A 22,000-nucleotide genomic window follows, 5' to 3' on the forward strand; every position below is an offset into this window, starting at 1 on the left:
CCGATTTAATCCACTTTATGGACTTAATATGGATCGAGGTGGTGGGATCGTCAAGAGGTGGATGCTCCATGACACAGGCTGTACGCCACAATTCGATGCGCGCCCGCAATCTCGGCGTGGTTCTCGGCGAGGTCCGCAGGAGCGGTCCGGTCACCCGGGCGGCGCTGGCCGAGATCACCGGACTGACCAAGACGACGGTGTCGAAGATGGTCGGCGACCTGATCGAGGCGGGCATGGTCACCGAGTCGGGCGCGCTCAGGGACGGCGAGCGGGGGCGGCCCGGCACGGCCGTCTCGCTCAGCGGGCGGCGGGTCGCCGCGCTCGGCCTGGAGATCAACGTCGACTACCTGTCCGCCTGCGTGGTCGACCTCACCCTCGCGGTGCGGCTCAGATATACACAGGCTGTGGACAACCGTACGTCCTCCCCTGTGGAAACCCTGTCTCACCTGGAAGAACTCGCCCACAGGGCTGTGGACGAAGCGCACGCGGAGGGCCTGTCCATCGCCGGATCGACCCTCGCGGTGCCCGGCCCCGTGGACGGCGGGCTCGTCCACACGGCCCCCAACCTCGGCTGGCACGACGTCCGCGTCTCCGACCTGCTGGACTTCCCCGTCGAGGTGGACAACGAGGCCAACCTCGCGGCCCTGGGCGAGTTGTGGTTCGGCTCCGTCCCCGGCGACTTCCTGCACGTGTCGGGGGAGATCGGCATCGGCGCGGGCCTGGTGGTCGGCGGCACCCTGTTCCGCGGCGTCCGCGGCCTCGCCGGGGAGCTGGGACACGTGGTCGTCTCCCCCGACGGCCCGGCCTGCCGCTGCGGCGGCCGGGGCTGCCTGGAGCAGTACGCCGGACAGGACGCGCTGCTGAGGGCCGCCGGACTGGCCGGGGTTCCCGACGGGGTGGCCGCGCTGCTCGCGCGCCTGCACGCGGGCGAGCGGGACTCGCTGGAGGCCTGCGAGCGCGCCGGCCAGGCGCTCGGCGTCGCCCTCACCTCGGCGGTGCATCTGATGGACCCGGGGACCATCGTGCTGGGCGGGGTGTTCGCCACGCTGTTCCCGTGGATCCGGGGTCCGGCGCACGAGACGATGACCTCCCGGCTGGGCGTGATGCGCCGTGCCGTCCCCGAGCTGACCGTCTCGCGGCTCGGCGGCGACGCCGCGACCCTGGGCGCCGCCGGGCAGGTCATCCACCGGGTCATCGCCGACCCCTGGAGCCACCTGGCCGCAGCACGGATCTGACCGCGACGTCCACGCTTCATGGTAGGCCCGGCCTTCCAGCCGGGAAGGTCCGCCGCCATTTCATGGCCGGCTTCACGCGCCCGGCGAGATCAGGTGGCCGGAAGGTGATCCAGGTGGATGACGGACCGCCACACGTGCTGTGCCCAGGACAGGTCCTGCGGGTCGTCGTGGACGCAGGCCAGGGCGACGGCCTCATCGTGGTGGATCACGAAGCCGTACAGCTCGTGCTGCGGCTGCTCAGGCCCGGTGGAGGTCAGCCAGAAGGCGTGCCGCAGACCGCCCTGGTGGTGCTCGGTCAGCTGATGGGCCGCGTCGGTGACGGGGGCGCCCTCGATCAGCGAGGCCAGAAACTCATCCGGCGTCCCCGGGCCTGAAGCGGTCCGCAGGTCGGCGTATACGGTTCGGCCTGGACCGGCGAACTGCAAGGTTCCCTCGATGACGCGTGCCGCCATCCCCGCGCTGCGTTCAATGCTCCAGTGGTCGTTCAGCCGGGTCCTGACCGGTACGGGGAGCGCGTGGCCGAAATGGCGCAGCACCTCGTCCCGGTCCCAGTCTGCGCGTAGAACCCGGGTGAGCAGAGGGTGAGGGCTGGCGTCCACGTAGGGGATCTCGTCGACGTTGCGGACAACGACCGTGAGGTCGGCGCCCATCACGTCCTGGTCCCAGGGCTTGATGGCGTTGGCCAAGGTGCCGCTGAAGGCCAGACCGGCGTACGCGGGTTCGTCCCACAGCGAGTGGGCGCGTTCCAGATCGTCCTCACTGATCCGTATCCAGGTGCCCAGCATCAACGTCACCCCACCTGACAGCCGCACCGGCAGCAGGCACCTGGCGAAGCATCCGTGACCGTCCACACGTAGCAGGCCGGGGTTCACCGGGTGTCGCGCGGTCTCCGCGACCTCCAGGGCGACGTCGGGCAGCCCGAACCGCACGTCGATCTGGTCGGTGCCGGACAACTGCGTGCCGCAGCAGGAACACGTCACAACGGCGTCTGTGATCATGATGGGAAAGCATATCCAGTGCGGTGACGAGGTCCGTCGGAGCCGGTCGCGTCGCGGGAGGGCCTGCGCTGCGGGATCGGCGGAACCACGAGGCGCGGGGACGGCGGCACAGGAGATGGGATCGCCGTCCGCCGCGCTGCTCAGGGAGGGGCCACCGGTTCGACGTAGTGCTTTCCGAGCCGTCCGGCGACGCGGTGCGCGGCCTGTGACACGTCGTCTGCGGGGGCGTGGTCGGCGGGTTCCTCCAGGCAGGTGGTGCCCCAGCAGAAGAACATGCCCATGGAGTCGGCCCACACGGTCAGATCGGCGCTGATCACCAGGCGGGGTCGACCCTGGTCGTAGGAGATCGCCGGATAGATCCGGTGGGTGTGAAGTTCGGTACGCAGGTGCTTGAGCGCGGAGATGGCACCGGGATGCCAGGTGATCGTGCTCAATTGGTCACCTGCCGGGGCGCCATGGGACGGCATCACGACTGACTCCTTGATGGGTGCGTGCCGCTGCACCTGTCGGGCGGCTCGGGCCGCGCCGGCGTCAGCGCGGGTCGACATGCTCGGCCAGGATCACGTCGGCCAGGAGAGGCAAACCGGCTCGCAGCACGTCGGCGGCGTCCTTGGCGCGCAGGACGGCGTAGTGCTCGGCGAGATGTTCGGCCGCTGCGAGCAGTGTCAGCGCGGAGCTGAGCAGCGGGCTGCCCGTCCCTCGACCAGGGTTTCCGCAGTGCCGAAGAGTGGGAGCTGAGCTGCGGCGACCACCTGTACGCGCTCAGGAACCGCCCTCCCGCGCAGGTGGCGGCCGATCTCATCGTCGACCTGCTCACGGTACGACAACAGATAGAGGCGTCCGCTCCCGCCGACGTCGCGGACTTGCACCGGGTCCTGGCCGCGCTTTCCGCCGTTCACGCCAACGCGCTGATCCGCCTTGGAGACCACGGGGCCGCCGTGCGCTGGTGGCGCACCGGCCGGAACGCGGCGGACGCCTCCGGGGACCTCGAAACCCGCCTGCTGATCCGTGCGGAGGAAGCGGGACACGGCCTGTACGGGCAGCGTGCCCCGGAGACCGTGCTGCGCCTCGTGCACAATGCCGAGCAGATCGCCGGAGCACCGAACGTCGATCTCATGACCACCCGTGCGAAGGCACTGTCCTTGCTCGGACGGCACGGGGAGGCGTTGAAGACCCTGGACACACTCCTCGACCTCGCGAGCAAAGGGGTGAGCGCCGACCCGCTCGGTTTCTGGAAGGAAAACCAGATCTATTTCGCCGAGAGCTGGGTCTACGCCGGTGCGGGAGACGAGACCAGGGCGGGTGTGGCCCGCGACAACGTGATCAGGCTGACCGGCGACTACCAGTACCGGGCCAACATCGCTCTGCACGAGGCGCTCTCCGTGGTCGTTCGAGGAGGCGTCGACGAGGGCGCGCGCCGTGCGGCAGCGGTGGTGGACGCCGTTCCGATCGCCTATCGCAGCAACCACATCATCGAGACCGGGCGCATGCTGCTGCGCGCCGTCCCTCTCGACCAGCAGGACCGCCCGGTCCTCGGCGAGTTCCGTGAGGTTCTGGCAGTCAAGGCCGCGACGTAGTTCTCTGTGGACGACTGCCGCCGTACGGGCTCGATCGCGAAAGACCGGCGTCCCTCCGATCAGGGGAGACATCCACTCTCCCCATACGGAGCCGGGAGTTGGTTGAGATCGTTTCCTGGTTCGCCTGACGTATCGACGCGGAGATGCCGATGTCCCCTCAGCCGTTGTCCGAAGAGCAGATCGTCGCCCGTCTGGCCGAGCTACCGGGATGGGAACGTGAGGGGCAGACCATAACCCGGACGTTCAAGCACGCCTACCACGAGTGCGTACACCTGGCCATGTACGTCGCGGCCAAGGCCCGCGAGATCGGCCACCACCCTGACATGCACATCACCTGGCAGCGGATCCGGTTCGCGATCACCACTCACGACGCCGGAGACCGCCTCACGGCCAAGGACTTCGAACTCGCCCGCCACATTGACGCGATCGCCGCCGGCCACAATGCCGAAGCGGCTTGAACACGGGTTTGGAGCAAAGCGGTCCGCCGAGCGTCGGCATCTCTGATAAGGCCACGCCCTGCGAACGGCTCTCCCAGGACCTGTAGGAGGTTTAGATCATGAGCCTTTTCGGCGCTGATCATTCAGCTTGGTAGGTCATCGCTGGACGACCCCTCCTTGGTCAGGGTCTCCCGTATCCTATTCCGTCCTGTATGGGATGCTTTGCGCCATGCAGATAAGAAGCGGAAAAGTTGATGACATTATCCCTATCGTTGCTCTGCACGTGGACAGTTGGCGTTCGGCGTATGCGGGGATCATGCCCGACAACTTCCTGAACGGACCCCTGACCGACGACCGACTGACGCTGTGGCGAGAACGGCTGGCTTCGCCTGTGCAGGGATCAGGGCTGTTCGTCGCTCACGACGGCGATGGAGAGTTGCTTGGCTTTGTCTACCTGCTTCCGGTTCCCGGTGAGCGGATCCTGCTTGACAATCTCCACGTGCGGCCGGGGAGCATCGGCTCAGGCATCGGAACGCAACTGCTGCGGCGAGGGTTGGCGTGGGCGGCGGACGAGCACCCCGGCAGGGAGGTCTATCTGGAGGTGCTCAGTGCGAACACGCGAGCCATCGATTTTTACGAACGACACGGCGCACGCCGCACAGACGAGCGGATGTGCCGTTTTCAGCAGGGTTTTGAGCTGCCCGAGTTCGAGTACGCCTGGCCAATGAACTAGTACTAGCACCGATCGGCCCGCGCGCCACGTTGCGCCGGTTCGGCTACCAGCCGGACGACATTTCCCGCTTCGCCGCGCGCATCACGGGGCTGTCGACAACGATCCCCGCCCGCAGCTCACAGCCGACTTCATCATCGACCTCTATCGCCAGTCCCTTCAGCCCGAGAATGCGCTTTCTGCGGGCGGGACTCCGGTCCCGATCCGCGGCATAAGGAATGGGATGTATAAGGAGTCAGCCACCGCCAAAGACCTCTCTCGATTAGCACGATCGGACCGCGGAGGCCAACACCCGAGAACATCCCCGTGAGGTTCGGTCACGAAGGATCCGGGGGGGCGAGGATGGCGGCGCAGATCTCGGCCAGCCGGAGGACCTGCTCGGGGTCGAGGCGGTCGAACAGGGTCTGCCGTACCGCCTCGACGTGGCCGGGGGCGGCGGCGGCGAGCACCGCGAGGCCCTGGTCGGTGAGGATCGCCCAGCTCACGCGCTTGTCTGCGGCGCACGGCTCGCGCCGCACCCAGCCGTGCTCCTCCAGTCGCTTCACCGCGTGCGACAGGCGGCTCTGCGAGGAGTTGACCTCCGCCGCCAGCTCGCTCATCCGCATCATGCGCCCGGGGGCCTCGGAGAGCTTCACCAGCACGGCGTAGTAGGCGTGCGGCATGCCGGAGTCTCGTTGTAGCTGCCGGTCCAGCTCCTCCTGGACACGCTGCGAGGCGGCCAGGAACGCACGCCAGGTGCGCTGCTCGTCATCGTCCAGCCATCGCGTCACGCACCCACCTTACTTGAACTCTCAACAAAGCGGGGGTAATCTACTTGAGAGTTCAAGCTTTTGGGAGGAACCATGCCGGTCCAGCGACTCAACCACGCCGTTCTCTTCGTGCGCGACGTGAAGCGCAGCGTCGCGTTCTACGAGGAGGCACTCGGCTTCAGGGCGGTCATGGGCATGCCGGGCGCCGTGTTCCTCCAGGCCTCGGGGTCCAGCAACGACCACGACCTGGGCCTCTTCGAGGTCGGCGCGCAGGCGGGCCCGTCGGGGGCCGGGCGCTCGACCGTCGGCCTCTACCACCTGGCCTGGGAGGTCGACACCCTCCGGGAACTGGAGCGGATCGCCCTCAAGCTCGGCGAGCTCAACGCCCTCGTCGGCGCCTCCGACCACTCCACCACCAAGGCCCTGTACGCCAAGGACCCCGACGGGCTGGAGTTCGAGGTCTCCTGGCTGGTCCCCGCCGACCTTCTCACCGAGGAGGTGCTGAGCGGGCGCTCCAGCATCAAGCCCCTCGACATCGCCAAGGAGAAGGAGCGGTACGGCGCCGAGACCCGCGGCGGCCTCGGGGTCTCGATCCCCGTCTGATCGTTCCGGGCGTCCGGCTCGTCCGGTTCTGATCGTTCCGGGCGTCCGGCTCGTCCGGTCACCCCGACGGCCCAGCGTGCCTCGCCGGGCCGTCGGGGGACCTGGACGGGGAAGAGGGGGGTGATCCGGCGAAGGCCTCCCCAGCCCTTCGCCGGATCACGGACTCCACCGACGTGCCCGCACAGCTCGGGGATACTCCCCTTTCCGCGGTTTTTACCTATCCGTAAACCGTCTCGCGGGCGCCTGCCCCTGCCGGACCGGCGTCAGAGCCTGCCGAACCAGTCGCGTACCGCGCCGATCCCGCCGGTCCCGAGAGCGACCATCAGCGCGCACCGCGCCTTCGAGGGCGTCAGGCCGCGCGCCCCGATCGCCCCGACGCGCGCGGCGAGCCCCGCCCCGAAGCGCATCTCTCCGAGCGGGACCGTGTGCGTACGGCATCTAGACGCGACGACCACCGGGATCCCCCACTCCGTCAGCTCGGCGATCGTCGTGAAGAGCTCGACGGGTACGTTGCCCAGGCCGGTCCCCTCCAGCACGACACCCTGCGCCCCGGCGTCCACGACGGCGGTGAGCAGCGCGGGGACGATCCCCGGATAGGTCTTGATCAGGGCGACGTCCGACGCCGGGTCCCCCACGAACGCGGGCGGCCGGGACGGCGGGGCGAACAGCGTGGCGACCCGGTCACCGGTCACCCGGCCCAGCACGGGGAAGGGGGCCGACGAGAACGCCGCGACGCTCGTGGCGTCGACCTTGGTGACCCAGCGGGCCGCGTGGATCTCGTCGTTGACGCACACGACGGCCCCGGCACCGCGCAGCGCGCCGTCGGCGGCGGCCGTGATGGAGGAGACGAGGTTGCGCGGGCCGTCCGGGGACGGCTCGTCCAGGGGGCGGACGGCGCCGGTCAGCACGATGGCGCCGCGCTCCGCCGCCCGGCCCGCGAGCAGGTCCACGAGGTAGGCGGTCTCCTCCAGCGTGTCGGTGCCGTGGGTGATCACGACGCCGTCGAACCCGCGGTCCAGGATGGCCGAGCGCGCCCTGCGGGCCAGTTCGAGCATGGTCGAGGGCGACATGTCCCAGCTGGGCTCCGCCATCACGTCCTCGGCCACCACGTCCGCGGTGACCGCGCCGGGCGGGAGCGCCCGCAGGAGTTCGGCCCCGGACAGGACGCCCGGACGGCCGGGGGCGTACAGGTGGGCGATGGTGTCACCGGTCGCCAGCAGCAGCACACGCTTCAAGGAGGTGATCCCTTCGATGACCACTTTCAGATCGCCCCTATTTATAACCCATGACTACCCCCATTGGGGTTATCCGGAGGCCGGCGCGTGCCCGGAGGCCGTGCGGGACCGTACGAGACCGCCGGGAACGATCACGGCCCGGCGTGGGCCCCTGTCAGGGGCACCGGTGCCGTCAGCGGTCCGGGAGACGTGACAGCTCTCCGGCGAGCCCGGCTCCGGGGTCGGCGAGCCCGTCGCTCAGGAACAGCGCGCGGGCCGCCTCCCTCGTCCCGTCGTCCCGCCGCGCCCTGGTCACGAACTCCTCGGGTGTCCGCCCGAACAGGCGCCGCAGATTCGCGGAGCGCGCCAGCAGGTGCCCGATCAGCTCCGGCTGGGGCGCGAGCGGCAGCGGCTCGCCCCCCTCGTCCACCAGGCAGCCGTGCCTGCCCGCGTAGACGTGGCACGACGGGAGGACCTCTCCCGAGGAGAGGGTCACCGGGAAGGAGTCCGGGGGGAGCGGGAGCCGGAGGTAGTTCGGCTCGGTCGCGTCCAGCGCGGCGAGCTGGGCGTCGTCCACCCACACGACGAACAGGAGCGACGCCCCGGCCACCCTGACGGGCGCGGCGGGCAGGTAGGCGTTCCGGCTGACGTGCGCCGAGACCCCCGGGGCGACGCCGTGCACGGTGGCCGGGATCAGCGGGACGACGGGCCGGAGCCCGGCGGCGGTGAACTTGCGGCGCAGCTGGCCAGGCGCGGCGTTGGACCCGACCGCGACCACCGGGTGGCGGGCCTCCGCCGGCCCCGCGCCGAGGCTCGCCAGGTGGTCGGCGAGCCGCACGACCCGGCTCCCGGCCCGGACCCGGTGGCCGCCGAGGGCGCCGGCCTCCTCGGACATCGGCAGGAACCGGTCGCCGTCCAGCAGCCCGGCTCCCGCGGGGAGGCGGCCCGGGTAGGTCAGGGGCTCAGACATCGGGTCGTCGGCGAGCAGCCGGAGGGGATCGGCGGAGCCGGAGACGCCGGGGAGTGCTCCCGCGAGGTCGGCATGCTCGCGGGGGCTCATTCTTCAAGGGTAGGTGAAGCAGACAAACAACTCCTTTACCCCATGAAGGGTCAGACCGTACGACCGCGAGGGCAGAGGCGGGGGCACGCCCGTGGCGGGGGTGGGGTTTGCCCCACCTTTTTCCGGGATACCTCGCCCCTGTGTCCGGGCCGCCGCGGTCCCTACGGTGGATTCCATGACCGGCACCGAGATGACCACCCCCTGGGAGAGGATCAGCGCCCACTGGTCCACGCGGGCCTGGCTCCGCACCGCGCACCTGGTGACGGGCGTGCCGATCGCCCTGCTGGGCACGGCGGCGATCGGGGCGCTGGTGACGGTGTCGGTGCTGCTGGTGTGGACCGTGGTGGTCCCCGTGGTCGCGCTGCTGCTGTTCTTCGTGGTCGTCCGGCTGCTCACCCTCGTGCAGCGCTCCCGGTTCGCCGCCTTCCTCGGCGTCGACATCCTCCCGGTCCCGCGCCGCCCCCTGAGCGTGAACCCGTTCAGGCGGCTGCTCCAGGAGGCCAGGACGCGGAGCACCTGGCGCCGGATCGGCTACCACCTGCTGACCCCGCTGATCAGCGGCTTCGGTGCCGCCTCCGTCGTCGGGGCGTGGGCGGGCGGCCTGGTCACCGCCGGGCTCGCCGTGCGTCACTGGGCGGCGGAGGAGACCTGGCCGAGCCTGGTGTTCGTCCTCGTCTCCGGGGCCCTGCTCGTCGCGGGGCCGTGGGTGGCCCGCGGGTTCGCGGTGCTGGACGTGATCGCCGCCGAGGCCCTGCTCGGCCCCAGCCTGAGCGACCAGCTGGCCCAGCGGGTGGAGACGCTGCGGGAGAGCCGTACCGAGGTGGTCGACGCCGCGGACGCCGAGCGCCGCCGCATCGAGCGGGATCTCCACGACGGCACCCAGCAGCGGCTGGTGTCGCTGGCGATGAACCTGGGCATGGCCCGCGCCACCCTCACCGACCTGCCGGAACCCGCCCGCGAGGTGATCGTGCAGGCGCACGAGGAGGCCAAGCAGGCCCTGAAGGAGCTGCGCGACTTCGTCCGGGGGCTGCACCCGGCCGTGCTCAACGACCAGGGCCTGGACGCGGCGCTGTCCGGGCTGGCCGCGCGGGCCCCCTTCCCCGTACGGCTGAACGTCGACATCTCCGAGCGGGTGTCCCCCACGGTCGAGGCGGTGGCGTTCTTCGTCGTGTCCGAGGCGCTGACCAACATCACCAAGCACGCGGACGCGTCCGGCGCCGAGGTCGTCGTCGACCGCCTCGGCGACCGCCTCCACGTGGCCGTCAGCGACGACGGCCGGGGCGGCGCGGACCCTGACCGGGGGACCGGCCTGCGCGGCCTGTCCCGCCGGGTCGGCTCCGTGGACGGCATCCTGTACGTCGACAGCCCGCTCGGCGGGCCGACGACGATCAGAGTGGAGCTACCGTGCGCGTAGTGCTCGCCGAGGACTCCGTACTGCTGAGAGAGGGACTCGTCCGTCTGCTCGGCTCCGCGGGCATCGAGGTCGTGGCCGCCGTGTCCGACGCGGAGGGGCTGCTGCGCGCCGTGGACGAGCACGTCCCCGACCTCGTCGTCACCGACGTGCGGATGCCCCCCTCGCACACCGACGAGGGCCTGCGCGCGGCGCTCGTCCTGCGCCGCCAGCGGCCGGCGCTCGCGATCCTGGTGCTCTCCCAGTACGTCGAGGAGCGCTACGCCACCCAGCTGCTGTCCACCGCCACCAGCGGGATCGGCTACCTGCTCAAGGACCGGGTGGCCGACGTCGAGGAGTTCCTCGACGCGCTGCGCCGGATCGCCGCCGGAGGCACCGCCCTGGACCCCGAGGTGGTCGCCCAGCTGCTGCTGCGCAGGCACAGCGACCCGCTGGACCGGCTGACCCGCAGGGAGCACGAGGTGCTCGCGCTGATCGCGGAGGGCCGCTCCAACACCGGGATCGCCGAGGCCCTGGTGGTGTCCGAGAGCGCGGTCGGCAAGCACATCAACAACATCTTCACCAAGCTCGACCTCTCCGGCGCCGACAAGGACCACCGCCGGGTACTCGCCGTTCTGCGATTCCTGAAGGTTTGAGGGCATGCCGATGCGAAACAACGTCCGGACCGCCTGGCTGGTCGCCGGCGGGGCGCTCACCACGCTCACCGTGGCCTTCACCGCCCTGGCGACGTGGGCCGAGGTCACGAAGGTCGAACCGCGCGTCGAGACCACGCTGCAGTCCCGGGCGCTCACCTCGTCGGAGATCGTCGTGGAGGCGGCCGGCCACGTCAACATCTCGGTCGTGCCGAGCGCGCTGAAGCGGCTGGGCCTGGAACGGACGCTCCTGTGGGTCCAGGACCGGCCCGTGGTCACCGAGGAGTGGGACGGGCGGACGCTCAGGCTCGACGTCCGCTGCCCCGGCGACCGTCCCGGCCCTCCCTGCCAGGCCGACTACGTCCTGAGCGTGCCCACGGCCACCGACGTCGAGGCGACGTCCCACCGCTTCGGAAGCGTCTCCGTGGGCGGGATCCAGGGCGACCTGCGCCTCTCCACCGCCGTGGGCGACGTGATCGTGGACGGGACGGGGGGCGCGCTGCGGGTGCGGGCGCAGACGGGCAACGTGATCGGCGCCGGCCTCAGGTCCGCCCAGGCCGACGTCGAGACCGGCACGGGAGACGTCGACCTGAGGTTCGCCGTCCCGCCCGGCGACGTCAGCGCCGTGGTGAAGGCGGCCGGGAACGTGGAGGTCAGGGTGCCGGACGGGCAGGAGTACGAGGAGGGCTACAACGTGCGGACCGGCACCGGGAACGCGAACGTCGAGGTGCGGCGCGACCCGGCCGCCCCACGGCGGATCACCGCCCTGACCGGTACGGGATGGCTGAGCGTCCTCCCCTCCTGATCCCCGGGCCCTCCCGATCCCCGGGCGCCCGGCCCGCGCTCTCCTGACCCGTGAGCCCCACGGACCCGGCGCGGCGAGGAGCGTCACGGCCTCCCCGCCGGCCGGACGGGCGGGACGGGCATCGCACACACAGGTTTGACCAGTTCAAAACCAATGCCGGGGCGTCCGTACCCGTCCGGGGGACTTGAATCGAATCATGATTCCCGCCGACGACCCGCAGAGCCGAGCGGTCATCGACATCGCGGCGCGGCTCTTCGCGGCGTTCGGTCACGACGGCACGTCACTGCAGGGGATAGCGGAGGCGGCCGGGCAGGACCTGGCGTGGGTGCAACAGCGGTTCGGCGACAAACACGATCTCTACCTCGCCGTCATCGACCACGCCGGCCGGGCGGAACGGGCCGTCGTGGAGGACGCGCTCAGCGCGCTCCCCGCCGCCGGCCCCGAGGAGTTCGCCGCGGTCATGTACGACCTCTCCGAGCGCTACCTGGACTTCTGCCTCGACAACCCGCAGATCCCCGCCCTGTGGATGCACCGCTGGCTCGGCGACGCCGCCGACCTCCCCGACCTGGAGCAGGCCTACTCGGTCTCCCTCATCAACGACACCCGTGACGCGATGCGCGCCGCCGCCGGGGCCGGGCTGATCGACGACCAGGTGGACCTGGGCATGATGCTGCGTACGCTGATCTGGAGCGTGTACGGGTTCCTGCACGGCCGGACGATCGCCGAGGCGCACTCCATCTCCACCGACCCGCGGGCGCGGCAACGCCTTCTGGCCCATCACCGCCAGCTGCTCGACCGCATGCTGAGACTTCCCGGGGCCTGACCCCGCCGGACGACTCTCAGGCGTCCCCCGGCACCAGCCCCGCCTCGTAGGCGATGATCGCCGCCTGGACGCGGTTGTTCAGGCCGAGCCGGAGCAGGATGGCGCTGACGTGGGCTTTGACGGTGCCCTGCGAGAGGAACAGCTCGCGGCCGATGTCGTGGTTGGACATGCCCCGGCCGACGAGGGCCAGCACCTCGCGCTCCCGCGCGGTCAGCGACCTCACGTGCCCGCGTGCCACCCCCGCCCTGGAGAGCCTGCCGCCGCTCAGCCGCTCGATGACCTTCCGTGCGATCCTCGGCGACAGGTACGCCGCGCCGTCGGCGACCGCGCGCACCCCGGTGATCAGTTCGCGGGGGTCGGAGGCTTTCAGCAGGAAGCCGCGCACTCCCTCGTCGAGCGCCCTGGAGACGTACTCGTCCTCGTCGAACGTGGTCAGCATGACGACCGCGACCTCCGGCGCGGCGACACGCAGCTCGGCCGCGGCGGACAGGCCGTCGAGGCGGGGCATCCGGATGTCCAGGAGCGCGATGTCCGGCCGGTGCGCGCGCACCAGCTCGACCGCCTCGCGCCCGTCGGCGGCCTCGGCGACCACCTCGACGCCCTCGTCGGTGGCGAGGATCGCCCTCACCCCCGCTCGGATCATGGCCTCGTCGTCGGCCAGCACTATCCGGATCATCGGCTTTCCTCGTCTCCTCTCCCGCCGGGCGGGGCCCCTTCCTCCTCGAACGCCGGGCCGGACGGGAACCGCGCCGTCACGGCGAACCCGCCGTCCCGGGGACCGGCCCGCAGGGTCCCCCCGAGCAACCGCACCCGCTCGCGCAGACCCGCGATCCCGCTCCCTCCGCTCGCCGGCACCGGCCCCGGCGGCATGGCGGGGGCGGGGGCGGGGGCGGGGGCGGCGGAGTTGGACACGGTGACGGTGACCGCGTCGCGGGCCCGTTCGACGCGGACGCGCACGTCCGCGCCCGGGGCGTGGCGGGCGGCGTTGGTCAGCGACTCGCGCACCACCCGGTGCGCGGCCCTGTCCGCCAGCGGCGGCAGGGGCGCCCCCTCGCCGGCGCGGTCGAGGGTGACCGTCATCCCGGCGCCACGCGCGCGGTCCACCAGCGCCTCGATGGACTCGTCCGGCGGTTCGGTGGAAACGGCGCCGGTCTCGCGCAGCACCCCGAGGGTGTGGCGGAGGCGGTCGGTCGCGGTGACCGCGGAGGCCCGCAGCCGCGCCGCCGCCTCCCGGTTCCGCGGGCTCATGTCGGCGGCCAGCTCCAGGGCTCCGGCGCGCAGCGCGATCAGCGCCAGCTCGTGGCCGAGCGAGTCGTGCATGTCCTCGGCGATACGGGCGCGCTCGCGAAGGGTGACGCGCTCGGCGACGAACTCCCGCTCCCGCCCGAGCTGGGCGACCCGCTCCCGCCCCGCCTCCAGCAGGTCGGCCTGCTGCCGCTGGAAACAGCCCGCCAGCCACGGCAGCACCACGAAGAGGCCGAGAACCGCCAGCGCGCCGACAGCGGTCGCGAGGTCCGGCACGGCGTAGACGGCCCCGGACGTCGCGAGAACGGCCAGGAGCAGCCGGCCTCGCCGTACGGGCAGGTGGCGGCCGTGCAGGTAGGCGGCGACGGCCAGTATCACGAAGAGAAGCTGCCGCCACAGCGGGACGAAGTCGAGGTGCAACCCGCTGACCAGGGCGGATCCCGCGATCACCGCCAGTATCACGCCGTTTCTCATCGGGTCGACACTACCGATCGCAGCCTCGCCAGTCGCATCGCGGCGGTGACGGTCCCCGCCGCGGCCACGACCGCGAAGGTGATCGTCATCGGTAGGGCGAAGTAGGTGAGCTGCTCCCAGGTGACCGTCCGGCCGTTCATGAGAAAGGAGATCAGCCAGGGATACGCGGCGAACAGCGCGACCGGCAGCAGCACCGGCGCCAGCCGCAGCCCGGTCCGCCAGGCCGGGCTCCCCGCCCTCCGGCTCGCCCAGCGGCGGGACCGCAGCACGCCGAGCGCGCCCAGGCCCACCCCCGCCAGCGCGATCAGTCCCAGGACCAGCTCGAACGTCTGCCGGCCGCCGCCCGGCACGTCCGGCGTACCGCCCCGGCTCATCGCGACGAGCCCGGTGAGCACGTCGTAGGTGTCGTCGTGGAGAGCGGCGCTGTTGGTCATGACCGCGAAACCGTACCCCGTGTCCGGGGCGATCGCCTCCACCGCGTTGTAGGTGAACAGGTTGCCCGAGTGCACGAGCAGCCTGGTGCCGGCCACGCTCTCCTCGCCCCAGCCCATGCCGTAGTCGCGCACCGCGGACGGCGTGTGCATGGTCCTCAGGCTCTCCGGCGTCACCAGCCGCTTTCCGCCGCCGGTGTGGCTGATCAGCCATCTGCCCATGTCGGCCGCGTTCGTGACGACGTCGCCACTACCGCCGTCACGGAGGCCGGGCAGCTCGGGGCGCGCCGTCCAGGCGCCGTACACCGAGTTGAATCCCTCGGACGGCCTGACGACGCGGTCCCCGACGGCGCTGCCCGTCATGCCGAGCGGGCCGAAGACACGGCGCTCCATGTAGTCGCCGAAGCCCTGTCCGCCGACGACCTCGACCAGCCTGGCGGCCACGTCGTAGTTGACGTTGCAGTACTCCCAGCGCGTGCCGGGGTCGGCGGCCAGCGTGCCGGTGCCCAGCGCGGACACGTAGCCGGCGAGCGACGTGGCCGCCCGCGTCGCGCCGATGTCGACGGTGGTGTCGGACAGGCCGGAGGTCTGGTTGAGCAGGTGCCGCACGGTGATCCCGGCGGCTCGCCGGTCGGCCATGCGGAACTCCGGCAGCCGCCCGGCGACCGGCTCGTCCAGCGAGATCCTGCCGTCGTCGACCAGCGTCATGACGGCCATGGCGGTGAACGACTTGCTGACCGAGGCGACGCGCATCGGGGTCCTCTCGGTGACCGGTTCGCCGTCCGACCCGTGCCCGTACCCACCGGCGTGCACGATCTCGCCCCCGTGGGTGACGACGACGGACATCCCCGGCAGCCCGGTGGACTCCATGGTCCTGTCGAGGTAGGCCTCGACGGCGGCCGGGGTCAGCCCGGTGGCGGGCGGCGCGGCCTGTGCGGCCCGCGCGGCGGGAGCTGTGACGAGAACCGGGACGAGGACCGAGACCAGGCCGGCCGCCGCCGCCGCCAGGCGGATGAGCTCGTGTTTCATGGGGAAAACCTAGAAACCGCGGGTCCCGGAAAGATCCGACGATCGGCCACCACCACCCCCGACCAAAGTCTGGTCTCCGGCCGGCGACGGGCGCCGGACGTCCCGCCGGAGACCCGCGTGACCACCCGGACCGCTAACGGTGGCGGGGCGGGCACCCGCTCCCCGGCCTCGCTGTCGGTGGCATCCGTTACTGTGTCGCCGATCGCGAACGCGAGTGAGGTGGGAGCGTGCCCACGCCGGTCGGGAAATCTCTCGACGACAGGCCGCTACCGTCTCATGATGTCGGTAGATGACACTTCCACCGGCCGGGACGACGGCGACCCCGCCACCGTCCGCGCTTCCGGACGGTGACGGGAACCAACGGGGGTTTTCGAGGATGACCGCAACGACCATCTCGGCCCGGGGCGAGACCCTGGCCTTTCCCGAGGGCTTCGTCTGGGGGGCCGCCACCGCCTCGTACCAGATCGAGGGCGCCGCGCGAGCCGGGGGGCGGGGCACGTCGATCTGGGACACGTTCTCCCACACTCCGGGCAGGACCATCGACGGCCACACCGGCGACGTGGCCTGCGACCACTACCACCGCTACGCCGACGACGTCCGCATGATGGCGGACCTGGGTCTCGGGGCCTACCGGTTCTCGGTGGCGTGGCCCAGGATCCAGCCGTCGGGCTCGGGGCCCGCCGTCGCCGCCGGGCTCGACTTCTACGACCGGCTGGTGGACGAGCTGCTGGCGGCCGACATCGCGCCCTACGTGACCCTCTACCACTGGGACCTCCCCCAGGCGCTGGAGGACCTGGGCGGGTGGACCAACCGCGACACCGCCCACCGCTTCGCCGACTTCACGCGCATCATGTACGACCGGCTCGGCGACCGCGTCGGGACGTGGATGACCATCAACGAGCCGTGGGTCTCCGCGGTGCTGGGATACGGCATCGGCATCCACGCGCCGGGCCGCGCCTCGGCGGCGGAGGCCTTCCGCGCCTCCCACCACCTCCTGCTCGCCCACGGCCTGGGCGCCCAGGTGCTGCGCGACGCGGGCGCCCGCGAGATCGCCCTCACCCTGAACCTCACGCCGGTGATGACGCCCGGCCAGGTGAGCGACCCCGGCCTCGTCCCCTCCGCCGAGGACGCCGAGGCGGTGGACCTGATCGACAGCCTCATCAACCGGCAGTTCCTCGACCCCGTCCTGCGCGGGACGCATCCCGAACCGGTGCTCGCCATCATGGAGCGCATGGGCGGGACCGCCCACATCCACGACGGCGACCTCGAAACGATCAACCAGCCCATCGACCTGCTCGGGATCAACTACTACACCCCCTGCGTCGTACGGTCCGAGCCCGGCGAGCCGGCCAACGCCGCCTATCCCGGCAGCGAGGACATCCAGTTCAGCGGCACCCACGCCCCGACGACGGCGATGGGCTGGGCGATCGTGCCGACCGGGCTCTCCCAGCTGCTCACGCGGCTCTCGCGCGACTACCCCGAGGTCGGCCTGCTCGTCACCGAGAACGGCGCCGCGTTCGACGACGTGGTGACCGGCGACCGCGTGCACGACACCGACAGGACCGCGTTCTTCGAGGGCCACCTGAGGGCCGCGCACGCCGCGATCGAGGCCGGCGCCGACCTGCGCGGCTTCCTGGTCTGGTCGCTGCTGGACAACTTCGAGTGGGCCGAGGGCTACCACAAGCGCTTCGGGATCGTGCACGTCGACTTCGAGACGCAGCGGCGGCTGCCCAAGGACAGCGCGCTGTGGTACCGCGAGGTGATCCGGCACAACGGGCTGCACCGCGAGCGCGTCAAGCGCCCCACCCTGGAGGCGGTCGCCGCACGCGCGGGCGTGTCGAGGTCCACCGTCTCCCGGGTGATCAACGGGGAGAACACGGTCAGCGACGAGTTCCGCGCGATCGTCATGCACGCCGTCAACGAGCTGGGCTACGTCCCCAACTCGGCGGCCCGCAGCCTGGTGACCCGGCGCACCGACTCGATCGCGCTGGTCGTCTCCGGCTCCCCCGCCGATGCCCGCTCCGACGACCCGCTGTTCTCGGCGACCGTCCGCTCGGCCACCCGCGAGCTGGAGGAGTCGGGCAAGCGCGTCACCCTCATGCTCGCCGACTCTCCGGCCGGACGGCTCCGGGTGGAGCAGTACGCCGCCTCGGGGCACGTCGACGGGGTGGTGCTCGTGTCGGCGCGGGGCACCGACCCGCTGCCCGCCGCGCTGGTCCGTACGGGCATCCCCGTCGTGTCGCTGGGCAGGCCCTCGGTGGCGACGCACGCGGCGTACGCCGACGTCGACAACGTGGGCGGCGCCGCCTCGGCGGTCAGGCACCTGCTCGCCAGGGGACGGCGGCGGATCGCCGCGATCGCCGGGCCCCCGGACGTGGTCGCCGCGCAGGACCGGCTCAGGGGCTACCGCGAGGCCCTGCGCGACACCGGGCACCGGTCGATCATCGCCGTCGGCGACCTCACCCTCGCCTCGGGCGCGGAGGCGATGCGCCAGCTCATGCGCGACGACCCGGCGCTCGACGCGGTCTTCGCGGCCGGTGACCTGATGGCGATCGGCGCCCTGCGGGTGCTGGGCGAGTCGGGGCTGCGGGTGCCGAAGGACGTCGCGATCGTGGGATTCGACGACATCGAGGCCGCCTCGTACGCCGTGCCCGCGCTCACCACCGTGCGCACGCCCCGGGAGGAGCAGGCGCGGGCCGCGGTTCGCCTGCTTCTCCGCCAGATCGACGGCGGCCCCGTGTCGTCGACGATCCTGCCCACCGAGCTGGTCGTCCGGGAGTCCACCTGACGGGGTGACCGCGAGGCACGACGGCGGAGCGCGGGCCCGCCAGGCGGAGCGCGAGGCACGACGGGCGGAGCGCGAGCCCGCCAGGCGGAGCGCGAGGGCCCGCCGGGCACGCGACGCCCCGCGGGCCGGAGCGACCGCCCCGGCCCGACCTCCCGGCCTCCGGTTCACACGTCCACACGCCCCCGGGAGCCCCGGGGCTCTGGAACTCGGGGGCTCTGGAACTCGGGGCCTGAAGCTCGGCACCTTGGAGCTCGGGGCTCTGAAGCGCGGAGGCCCAGGAACCCGGAGGCCCAGGAACCCGGGGCCCGGAGACCCGGAGACCCGGGAAGCCCGGCCTCACGAGCGCGCTCGTTCACGCTCCTCGCGAGCGCGCTCGCTCGCCTCTCTCCCGGGACGGCTCAGTCGCGCGCCTTCTTCCCCTTCGCGTTGACCGCGTACCACTCCCCGCCGAAGCCGTCGACGTCATGCCCCTGGATGTCGCCGGCCTTGGTGTCCTTGGCGAAGTAGTAAAGGGGATGGCCGTTGTAAGTCACCTGCGTCGTGCCGTCGTCCCGCTCCGTGGTGTCGAGCAGGTCCGCCTTGACCCCCTGGCCCGCCTCGGGCCTCCCGTCCGTGACGTACGGCGGCCATGCCCGCGCGCAGGCGTCGGAACACGACGACTTCCCGTCCTTGTCCTTGTCGAAGAGGTAGAGCGTGCGTCCTTCCTCTCCGACCAGAACCTTTCCGATCCTCGTCTCCCCCAGCTCGACCACGGCCCTGGTCGCCGGTGAGGACGAGTCGGCGGTTTCCGGCGAGGTGGGGGTCGCCGGCGAGGTGGGTGACGCCTCGACCTGGTCCGCGACCATCGGTTCGGTCGTGCTCCCGTCGTCGGCGCCGCCGCATCCGGCTGCGAGCACGCTGAGCGCGAGCACGCCGGCACGAAGCAACTTCCTCATCTCCGACCCTCCAGGTAAGCAGTGCCATTAATGCTGGACAGCAGACACGCTGCGGCACCGGCCGGGGGGCACGACACGGATCGCTTGGACATGCCTTTGCCCGCCCTTGCGAGACCCGTCTCACGCCCGGATCATCCAGGCCGACGGGCCCGCCCTTCGCCGGCCCGCCCGCCCCGGCTCTCCGGGCCTCCCGCTCGCGACCGTCCGCGTACGGGAGGCCGGGGCGAGGAACCCGGGTCGGGGGCAAGGGACAGGGGGCGGGAGAGGGGGAGCGGGGCGGTCAGCCGGAGGCTCGGAGGGTGGCGCGGGAGCGGCGGTGTGCCCTCTGACGGCACGCAGGGCCGCAGAACCGGGCGGGGCGGCCGGTGCGCGCGACGTGGATCGGGTCGCCGCACATCTCGCACCGCGAGGGGCCCGCGCCGGGACGGTTCTCCTCACGCGCCGACGTCGTGCCCCGGGTCTCGTCACGTAACGGCACCGGAGGCCGAGTTTCGTCACGCGTCGGCGTGCTGCGTGTTGTTTCGTTACGCGGGGGCGTCACGGGCGGGGTTTCGTGGCCGCTCCTCGACGAGGGCGCGGCCCCCGGCACGACTCCCGTCGCGACCCCCGGCGCGGTGACCGGCGCGGTGACCGGCGCAGTGACCGGCGCGGCGACCGTACGGGCGTCGTAGTCCGCGCGGGCGGCGGCGATCTCGTTCTGGTGCCGTTCCGTCCAGTTGACGAGCGACTGGATGGTGTCGTGCAGGGTCACGCCGAGGGGTGTGAGCTCGTAGTCGACCCTGGGCGGCACGACGGGGTACACGGTGCGGCGCACCAGGCCGTCTCGCTCCAGATGGCGCAGGGTGACGGTCAGCATGCGCTGGCTGACGCCGTCGATCTCGCGGCTCAGCTCGGTGAAACGGAGGGTGCGGCTGTCGAGGAGCGCGATGACGAGCAGGGACCACTTGTCCGCGACCCGGTCGAGGATCTGGCGGACCTCGCAGTCTTCCCGGGTGTCCCACTGGCGCGCGTCGTAGGCGTCGTCGGTATCCGGGCAACAACTCGGTGACTTCGAAGTGCCTTCTTCCATGGTCATCGATGGTGTCCCATGATGCGACTACTTACAAGAGGGAACCGTCAACGTTCCCGCCCCTCCCCGAGGAGTCGTCTCGTGTCCACACCACCGTCTCCGCCCACGGACCGCATGGACGGGCGCGCCTGGGGCATGCTGCTCGTGCTGTGCGGCGCGATCTTCCTTGAGGGGATCGACGTGGCGATGCTGAACGTGGCCCTGCCGTCGATCCGCGCCGACCTGGACCTGACCACCGGTTCGCTGAGCTGGGTGATGAGTTCGTACGTGCTCGGCTACGGCGGTTTCATGCTGCTGGGCGGGCGGGCCGCCGACCTGCTCGGGCGGCGGCGGATGTTCCTGGCGTGGCTCGGCGTGTTCATCGTCTTCTCGGGCCTGGGCGGGTTCGCGACCGAGGGGTGGGTCCTCATCGTCGCCCGTTTCGTGACGGGGGTGGCCTCCGCGTTCATGGCGCCGGCCGGGCTGTCCATCATCACGACGAACTTCGCCGAGGGCCCGCGACGCAACCGGGCGCTCCTGGTCTACGCGGGTACGGCGGCGGCCGGCTTCTCCCTCGGCCTCGTCGTCGGCGGCCTGCTGGCCGAGATCAGCTGGCGGTGGGTGTTCTTCGCCCCGGTGATCATGGCCTCCGCGGTCCTCGTCGCCGCGCTCCTCCTCATCCCGGCCGGCGACCGCCCGGACCGTCACGGGCGGGGCTTCGACCTGGCCGGAGCGGTCACCGTGACCGGGGCGATGATGGTGCTGGTGTTCGCGGTCGTCAGGCTGGAGGACCCCGCCGCCGGATGGGGATGGACGGCCGGAGCGCTCGCCGCCGGGATCGCGCTGCTCGCCGCCTTCGTGGCGATCGAGCGGCGGTCGGCGTCACCGCTGGTGCGCCTGGGCGTCCTCCGCTCCGGCCCGCTGGTACGCGCCAACCTCGGCGCGCTGCTGTTCGGGGGCTCCTTCTTCGGGTTCCAGTTCCTCGTCGTGCTCTACCTCCAGGAACTGCGCGGCTGGTCGTCGTTGCAGGCGGCCCTGGCGCTGCTGGTGGTCAGCATCGACGCCGTGCTGGCGCCCACCCTCACCCCGCGCCTGGTGAACCGCTTCGGCAACGTCCGGGTGATCTTCGGCGGGCTCTGCCTGGCCGCCGTGGCCTACGCCCTGTTCCTGCCGGTCGGCCTCGACTGGACGTACGCGGCGATGTTCCCGACCATGGTCGTTCTCGGTCTCGGCTTCGCCCTGGCGTACGGGCCGCTCACCATCGCCGCGACCGACGGCGTGGCCGAGGAGGAGCAGGGGCTCGCCGGCGGGCTGCTGTACACCTCCTTCCAGTTCGGCTCGGCGCTCGGCCTGTCGGCGGTGACCGCGGTGAACGTCGCCGCCACCGGGTCCGGCGGATCCCTCCTCACCGAGCTCGACGGCTTCCGCGCGGCCCTGGTCATCCCGCTCGCGATGGCCGTCGCCGCGGCGGCCGTCGTCGCGTCCGGCCTGCGCGGGCGCGGCGGGGCCGGTACGGAACCCCGTCACGAGACCCCGGTGCCCGCCGAGTCCCGGTAGGCCCGCGGCCACCGGAGCACGGCCCTGTCACCGGCCGTCCGCACTGCTGCCGCACTTCGTCCGCCGCCCCCTCCTGGACATCGCTGTCCAGGAGGTCGGGCGGGTCGGTGTTCGGTTGTTCGATTGTTCGGTTGAAGGGGTGGGGTCAGAAGGCGTCGCCCCAGCGGCCGCAGTCGTCGAACTTGTCGGTGCCCTCGCAGACGCGGATCTTGAAGTCGT

At 71.6% G+C, this 22,000-nt stretch carries 21 protein-coding genes and 1 pseudogene; 12 read left to right on the top strand and 10 right to left on the bottom strand.

What is annotated here, in order from left to right; genetic code table 11:
- Nucleotides 1-68 precede the first annotated feature (68 nt).
- A complete protein-coding gene (locus AC5L38_RS09870) occupies nucleotides 69-1,235 on the top strand; it encodes an ROK family protein (protein ID WP_495242435.1) in 1,167 nt (388 codons plus the stop codon).
- 89 nt (nucleotides 1,236-1,324) lie between these two features.
- Here AC5L38_RS09870 and AC5L38_RS09875 read toward each other — a convergent pair whose 3' ends face one another.
- The gene (locus AC5L38_RS09875) at nucleotides 1,325-2,233 is read right to left on the bottom strand and encodes a DUF2199 domain-containing protein (RefSeq protein WP_495242436.1); all 909 of its coding nucleotides are present in this window, start codon (nucleotides 2,231-2,233) and stop codon (nucleotides 1,325-1,327) included.
- Nucleotides 2,234-2,373: 140 nt separating this feature from the next.
- Nucleotides 2,374-2,667 (bottom strand): hypothetical protein, encoded by a 294-nt coding sequence (locus tag AC5L38_RS09880; protein WP_495242437.1) that lies wholly within the window; start codon nucleotides 2,665-2,667, stop codon nucleotides 2,374-2,376.
- A gap of 351 nt (nucleotides 2,668-3,018) precedes the next feature.
- Here AC5L38_RS09880 and AC5L38_RS09885 point away from each other — a divergent pair, with 351 nt between their 5' ends.
- The 3 genes from AC5L38_RS09885 to AC5L38_RS09895 all read left to right on the top strand — a co-directional run bounded on the left by AC5L38_RS09885 (nucleotide 3,019) and on the right by AC5L38_RS09895 (nucleotide 4,980).
- On the top strand, nucleotides 3,019-3,810 hold the full coding sequence (locus tag AC5L38_RS09885; RefSeq protein ID WP_495242438.1) for a hypothetical protein: 792 nt from the start codon (nucleotides 3,019-3,021) through the stop codon (nucleotides 3,808-3,810).
- Between the two features lie 164 nt (nucleotides 3,811-3,974).
- On the top strand, nucleotides 3,975-4,268 hold the full coding sequence (locus tag AC5L38_RS09890; protein ID WP_495242439.1) for a 4a-hydroxytetrahydrobiopterin dehydratase: 294 nt from the start codon (nucleotides 3,975-3,977) through the stop codon (nucleotides 4,266-4,268).
- Nucleotides 4,269-4,476: 208 nt separating this feature from the next.
- A complete protein-coding gene (locus AC5L38_RS09895) occupies nucleotides 4,477-4,980 on the top strand; it encodes a GNAT family N-acetyltransferase (protein WP_495242440.1) in 504 nt (167 codons plus the stop codon).
- A gap of 314 nt (nucleotides 4,981-5,294) precedes the next feature.
- Here AC5L38_RS09895 and AC5L38_RS09900 read toward each other — a convergent pair whose 3' ends face one another.
- Nucleotides 5,295-5,747 (bottom strand): MarR family winged helix-turn-helix transcriptional regulator, encoded by a 453-nt coding sequence (locus AC5L38_RS09900; protein ID WP_495242441.1) that lies wholly within the window; start codon nucleotides 5,745-5,747, stop codon nucleotides 5,295-5,297.
- Between the two features lie 72 nt (nucleotides 5,748-5,819).
- On the opposite strand from AC5L38_RS09900, the gene AC5L38_RS09905 reads away from it, so the two are divergent.
- Nucleotides 5,820-6,329 carry a VOC family protein gene (locus AC5L38_RS09905; RefSeq protein WP_495242442.1) on the top strand — a complete coding sequence of 170 codons (510 nt, stop codon included), beginning with the start codon at nucleotides 5,820-5,822 and terminating at the stop codon, nucleotides 6,327-6,329.
- Between the two features lie 263 nt (nucleotides 6,330-6,592).
- Here AC5L38_RS09905 and AC5L38_RS09910 read toward each other — a convergent pair whose 3' ends face one another.
- Both AC5L38_RS09910 and AC5L38_RS09915 read right to left on the bottom strand, forming a co-directional pair.
- Complete coding sequence (locus tag AC5L38_RS09910; RefSeq protein WP_495242465.1) at nucleotides 6,593-7,555, bottom strand: asparaginase; 963 nt, start codon at nucleotides 7,553-7,555, stop codon at nucleotides 6,593-6,595.
- 181 nt (nucleotides 7,556-7,736) lie between these two features.
- Nucleotides 7,737-8,603, bottom strand: a complete 867-nt coding sequence (locus AC5L38_RS09915) for a hypothetical protein (protein ID WP_495242443.1) — start codon at nucleotides 8,601-8,603, stop codon at nucleotides 7,737-7,739.
- Nucleotides 8,604-8,778: 175 nt separating this feature from the next.
- On the opposite strand from AC5L38_RS09915, the gene AC5L38_RS09920 reads away from it, so the two are divergent.
- The 4 genes from AC5L38_RS09920 (at nucleotide 8,779) to AC5L38_RS09935 (ending at nucleotide 12,274) form a co-directional block, all read left to right on the top strand.
- Entirely contained in the window at nucleotides 8,779-10,017 is a 1,239-nt protein-coding gene (locus AC5L38_RS09920) for a sensor histidine kinase (RefSeq protein ID WP_495242444.1), read from the top strand.
- Nucleotides 10,008-10,649, top strand: coding sequence for a response regulator transcription factor (locus AC5L38_RS09925; protein ID WP_362834814.1), 642 nt, complete (start codon nucleotides 10,008-10,010; stop codon nucleotides 10,647-10,649). Before AC5L38_RS09920 ends, AC5L38_RS09925 begins: the two co-directional genes overlap by 10 nt.
- 4 nt (nucleotides 10,650-10,653) lie before the next feature.
- Entirely contained in the window at nucleotides 10,654-11,451 is a 798-nt protein-coding gene (locus AC5L38_RS09930) for a DUF4097 family beta strand repeat-containing protein (protein WP_495242445.1), read from the top strand.
- A 196-nt stretch (nucleotides 11,452-11,647) separates the two neighbouring features.
- Nucleotides 11,648-12,274, top strand: coding sequence for a TetR/AcrR family transcriptional regulator (locus tag AC5L38_RS09935; protein WP_495242446.1), 627 nt, complete (start codon nucleotides 11,648-11,650; stop codon nucleotides 12,272-12,274).
- Between the two features lie 16 nt (nucleotides 12,275-12,290).
- On the opposite strand, the gene AC5L38_RS09940 is transcribed toward AC5L38_RS09935, so the two are convergent.
- The 3 genes from AC5L38_RS09940 to AC5L38_RS09950 are packed head-to-tail and all read right to left on the bottom strand — an operon-like array spanning nucleotide 12,291 to nucleotide 15,453.
- The gene (locus tag AC5L38_RS09940; RefSeq protein WP_495242447.1) at nucleotides 12,291-12,950 is read right to left on the bottom strand and encodes a response regulator; all 660 of its coding nucleotides are present in this window, start codon (nucleotides 12,948-12,950) and stop codon (nucleotides 12,291-12,293) included.
- The gene (locus AC5L38_RS09945; protein WP_495242448.1) at nucleotides 12,947-13,993 is read right to left on the bottom strand and encodes a sensor histidine kinase; all 1,047 of its coding nucleotides are present in this window, start codon (nucleotides 13,991-13,993) and stop codon (nucleotides 12,947-12,949) included. The genes AC5L38_RS09940 and AC5L38_RS09945 overlap by 4 nt, the downstream gene beginning before the upstream one ends.
- Complete coding sequence (locus AC5L38_RS09950; RefSeq protein WP_495242449.1) at nucleotides 13,990-15,453, bottom strand: serine hydrolase domain-containing protein; 1,464 nt, start codon at nucleotides 15,451-15,453, stop codon at nucleotides 13,990-13,992. Before AC5L38_RS09950 ends, AC5L38_RS09945 begins: the two co-directional genes overlap by 4 nt.
- Before the next feature lie 376 nt (nucleotides 15,454-15,829).
- On the opposite strand from AC5L38_RS09950, the pseudogene AC5L38_RS09955 reads away from it, so the two are divergent.
- Nucleotides 15,830-17,233, top strand: a pseudogene (locus tag AC5L38_RS09955) (GH1 family beta-glucosidase); the annotation flags it as partial.
- Complete coding sequence (locus AC5L38_RS09960) at nucleotides 17,213-18,241, top strand: LacI family DNA-binding transcriptional regulator (protein ID WP_495242466.1); 1,029 nt, start codon at nucleotides 17,213-17,215, stop codon at nucleotides 18,239-18,241. The pseudogene AC5L38_RS09955 and the gene AC5L38_RS09960, both read left to right, overlap by 21 nt.
- A gap of 398 nt (nucleotides 18,242-18,639) precedes the next feature.
- Here AC5L38_RS09960 and AC5L38_RS09965 read toward each other — a convergent pair whose 3' ends face one another.
- On the bottom strand, nucleotides 18,640-19,176 hold the full coding sequence (locus AC5L38_RS09965; RefSeq protein WP_495242450.1) for a COG4315 family predicted lipoprotein: 537 nt from the start codon (nucleotides 19,174-19,176) through the stop codon (nucleotides 18,640-18,642).
- 280 nt (nucleotides 19,177-19,456) lie between these two features.
- The gene (locus AC5L38_RS09970) at nucleotides 19,457-20,245 is read right to left on the bottom strand and encodes a winged helix-turn-helix transcriptional regulator (protein WP_495242451.1); all 789 of its coding nucleotides are present in this window, start codon (nucleotides 20,243-20,245) and stop codon (nucleotides 19,457-19,459) included.
- Between the two features lie 81 nt (nucleotides 20,246-20,326).
- On the opposite strand from AC5L38_RS09970, the gene AC5L38_RS09975 reads away from it, so the two are divergent.
- On the top strand, nucleotides 20,327-21,781 hold the full coding sequence (locus tag AC5L38_RS09975; RefSeq protein ID WP_495242452.1) for an MFS transporter: 1,455 nt from the start codon (nucleotides 20,327-20,329) through the stop codon (nucleotides 21,779-21,781).
- Nucleotides 21,782-22,000: the final 219 nt, after the last annotated feature.

This window comes from Streptosporangium nanhuense (assembly GCF_059358815.1).

What these genes read in the sequence shown, in the direction of transcription:
- AC5L38_RS09870 (WP_495242435.1), top strand. Translation starts at nt 69, where the DNA reads ATGACACAGGCTGTACGCCACAATTCGATGCGCGCCCGCAATCTCGGC.
- AC5L38_RS09875 (WP_495242436.1), bottom strand. Translation starts at nt 2,233, where the DNA reads ATGATCACAGACGCCGTTGTGACGTGTTCCTGCTGCGGCACGCAGTTG.
- AC5L38_RS09895 (WP_495242440.1), top strand. Translation starts at nt 4,477, where the DNA reads ATGCAGATAAGAAGCGGAAAAGTTGATGACATTATCCCTATCGTTGCT.
- AC5L38_RS09905 (WP_495242442.1), top strand. Translation starts at nt 5,820, where the DNA reads ATGCCGGTCCAGCGACTCAACCACGCCGTTCTCTTCGTGCGCGACGTG.
- AC5L38_RS09915 (WP_495242443.1), bottom strand. Translation starts at nt 8,603, where the DNA reads ATGAGCCCCCGCGAGCATGCCGACCTCGCGGGAGCACTCCCCGGCGTC.
- AC5L38_RS09920 (WP_495242444.1), top strand. Translation starts at nt 8,779, where the DNA reads ATGACCGGCACCGAGATGACCACCCCCTGGGAGAGGATCAGCGCCCAC.
- AC5L38_RS09930 (WP_495242445.1), top strand. Translation starts at nt 10,654, where the DNA reads ATGCCGATGCGAAACAACGTCCGGACCGCCTGGCTGGTCGCCGGCGGG.
- AC5L38_RS09935 (WP_495242446.1), top strand. Translation starts at nt 11,648, where the DNA reads ATGATTCCCGCCGACGACCCGCAGAGCCGAGCGGTCATCGACATCGCG.
- AC5L38_RS09940 (WP_495242447.1), bottom strand. Translation starts at nt 12,950, where the DNA reads ATGATCCGGATAGTGCTGGCCGACGACGAGGCCATGATCCGAGCGGGG.
- AC5L38_RS09945 (WP_495242448.1), bottom strand. Translation starts at nt 13,993, where the DNA reads ATGAGAAACGGCGTGATACTGGCGGTGATCGCGGGATCCGCCCTGGTC.
- AC5L38_RS09950 (WP_495242449.1), bottom strand. Translation starts at nt 15,453, where the DNA reads ATGAAACACGAGCTCATCCGCCTGGCGGCGGCGGCGGCCGGCCTGGTC.
- AC5L38_RS09965 (WP_495242450.1), bottom strand. Translation starts at nt 19,176, where the DNA reads ATGAGGAAGTTGCTTCGTGCCGGCGTGCTCGCGCTCAGCGTGCTCGCA.
- AC5L38_RS09970 (WP_495242451.1), bottom strand. Translation starts at nt 20,245, where the DNA reads ATGGAAGAAGGCACTTCGAAGTCACCGAGTTGTTGCCCGGATACCGAC.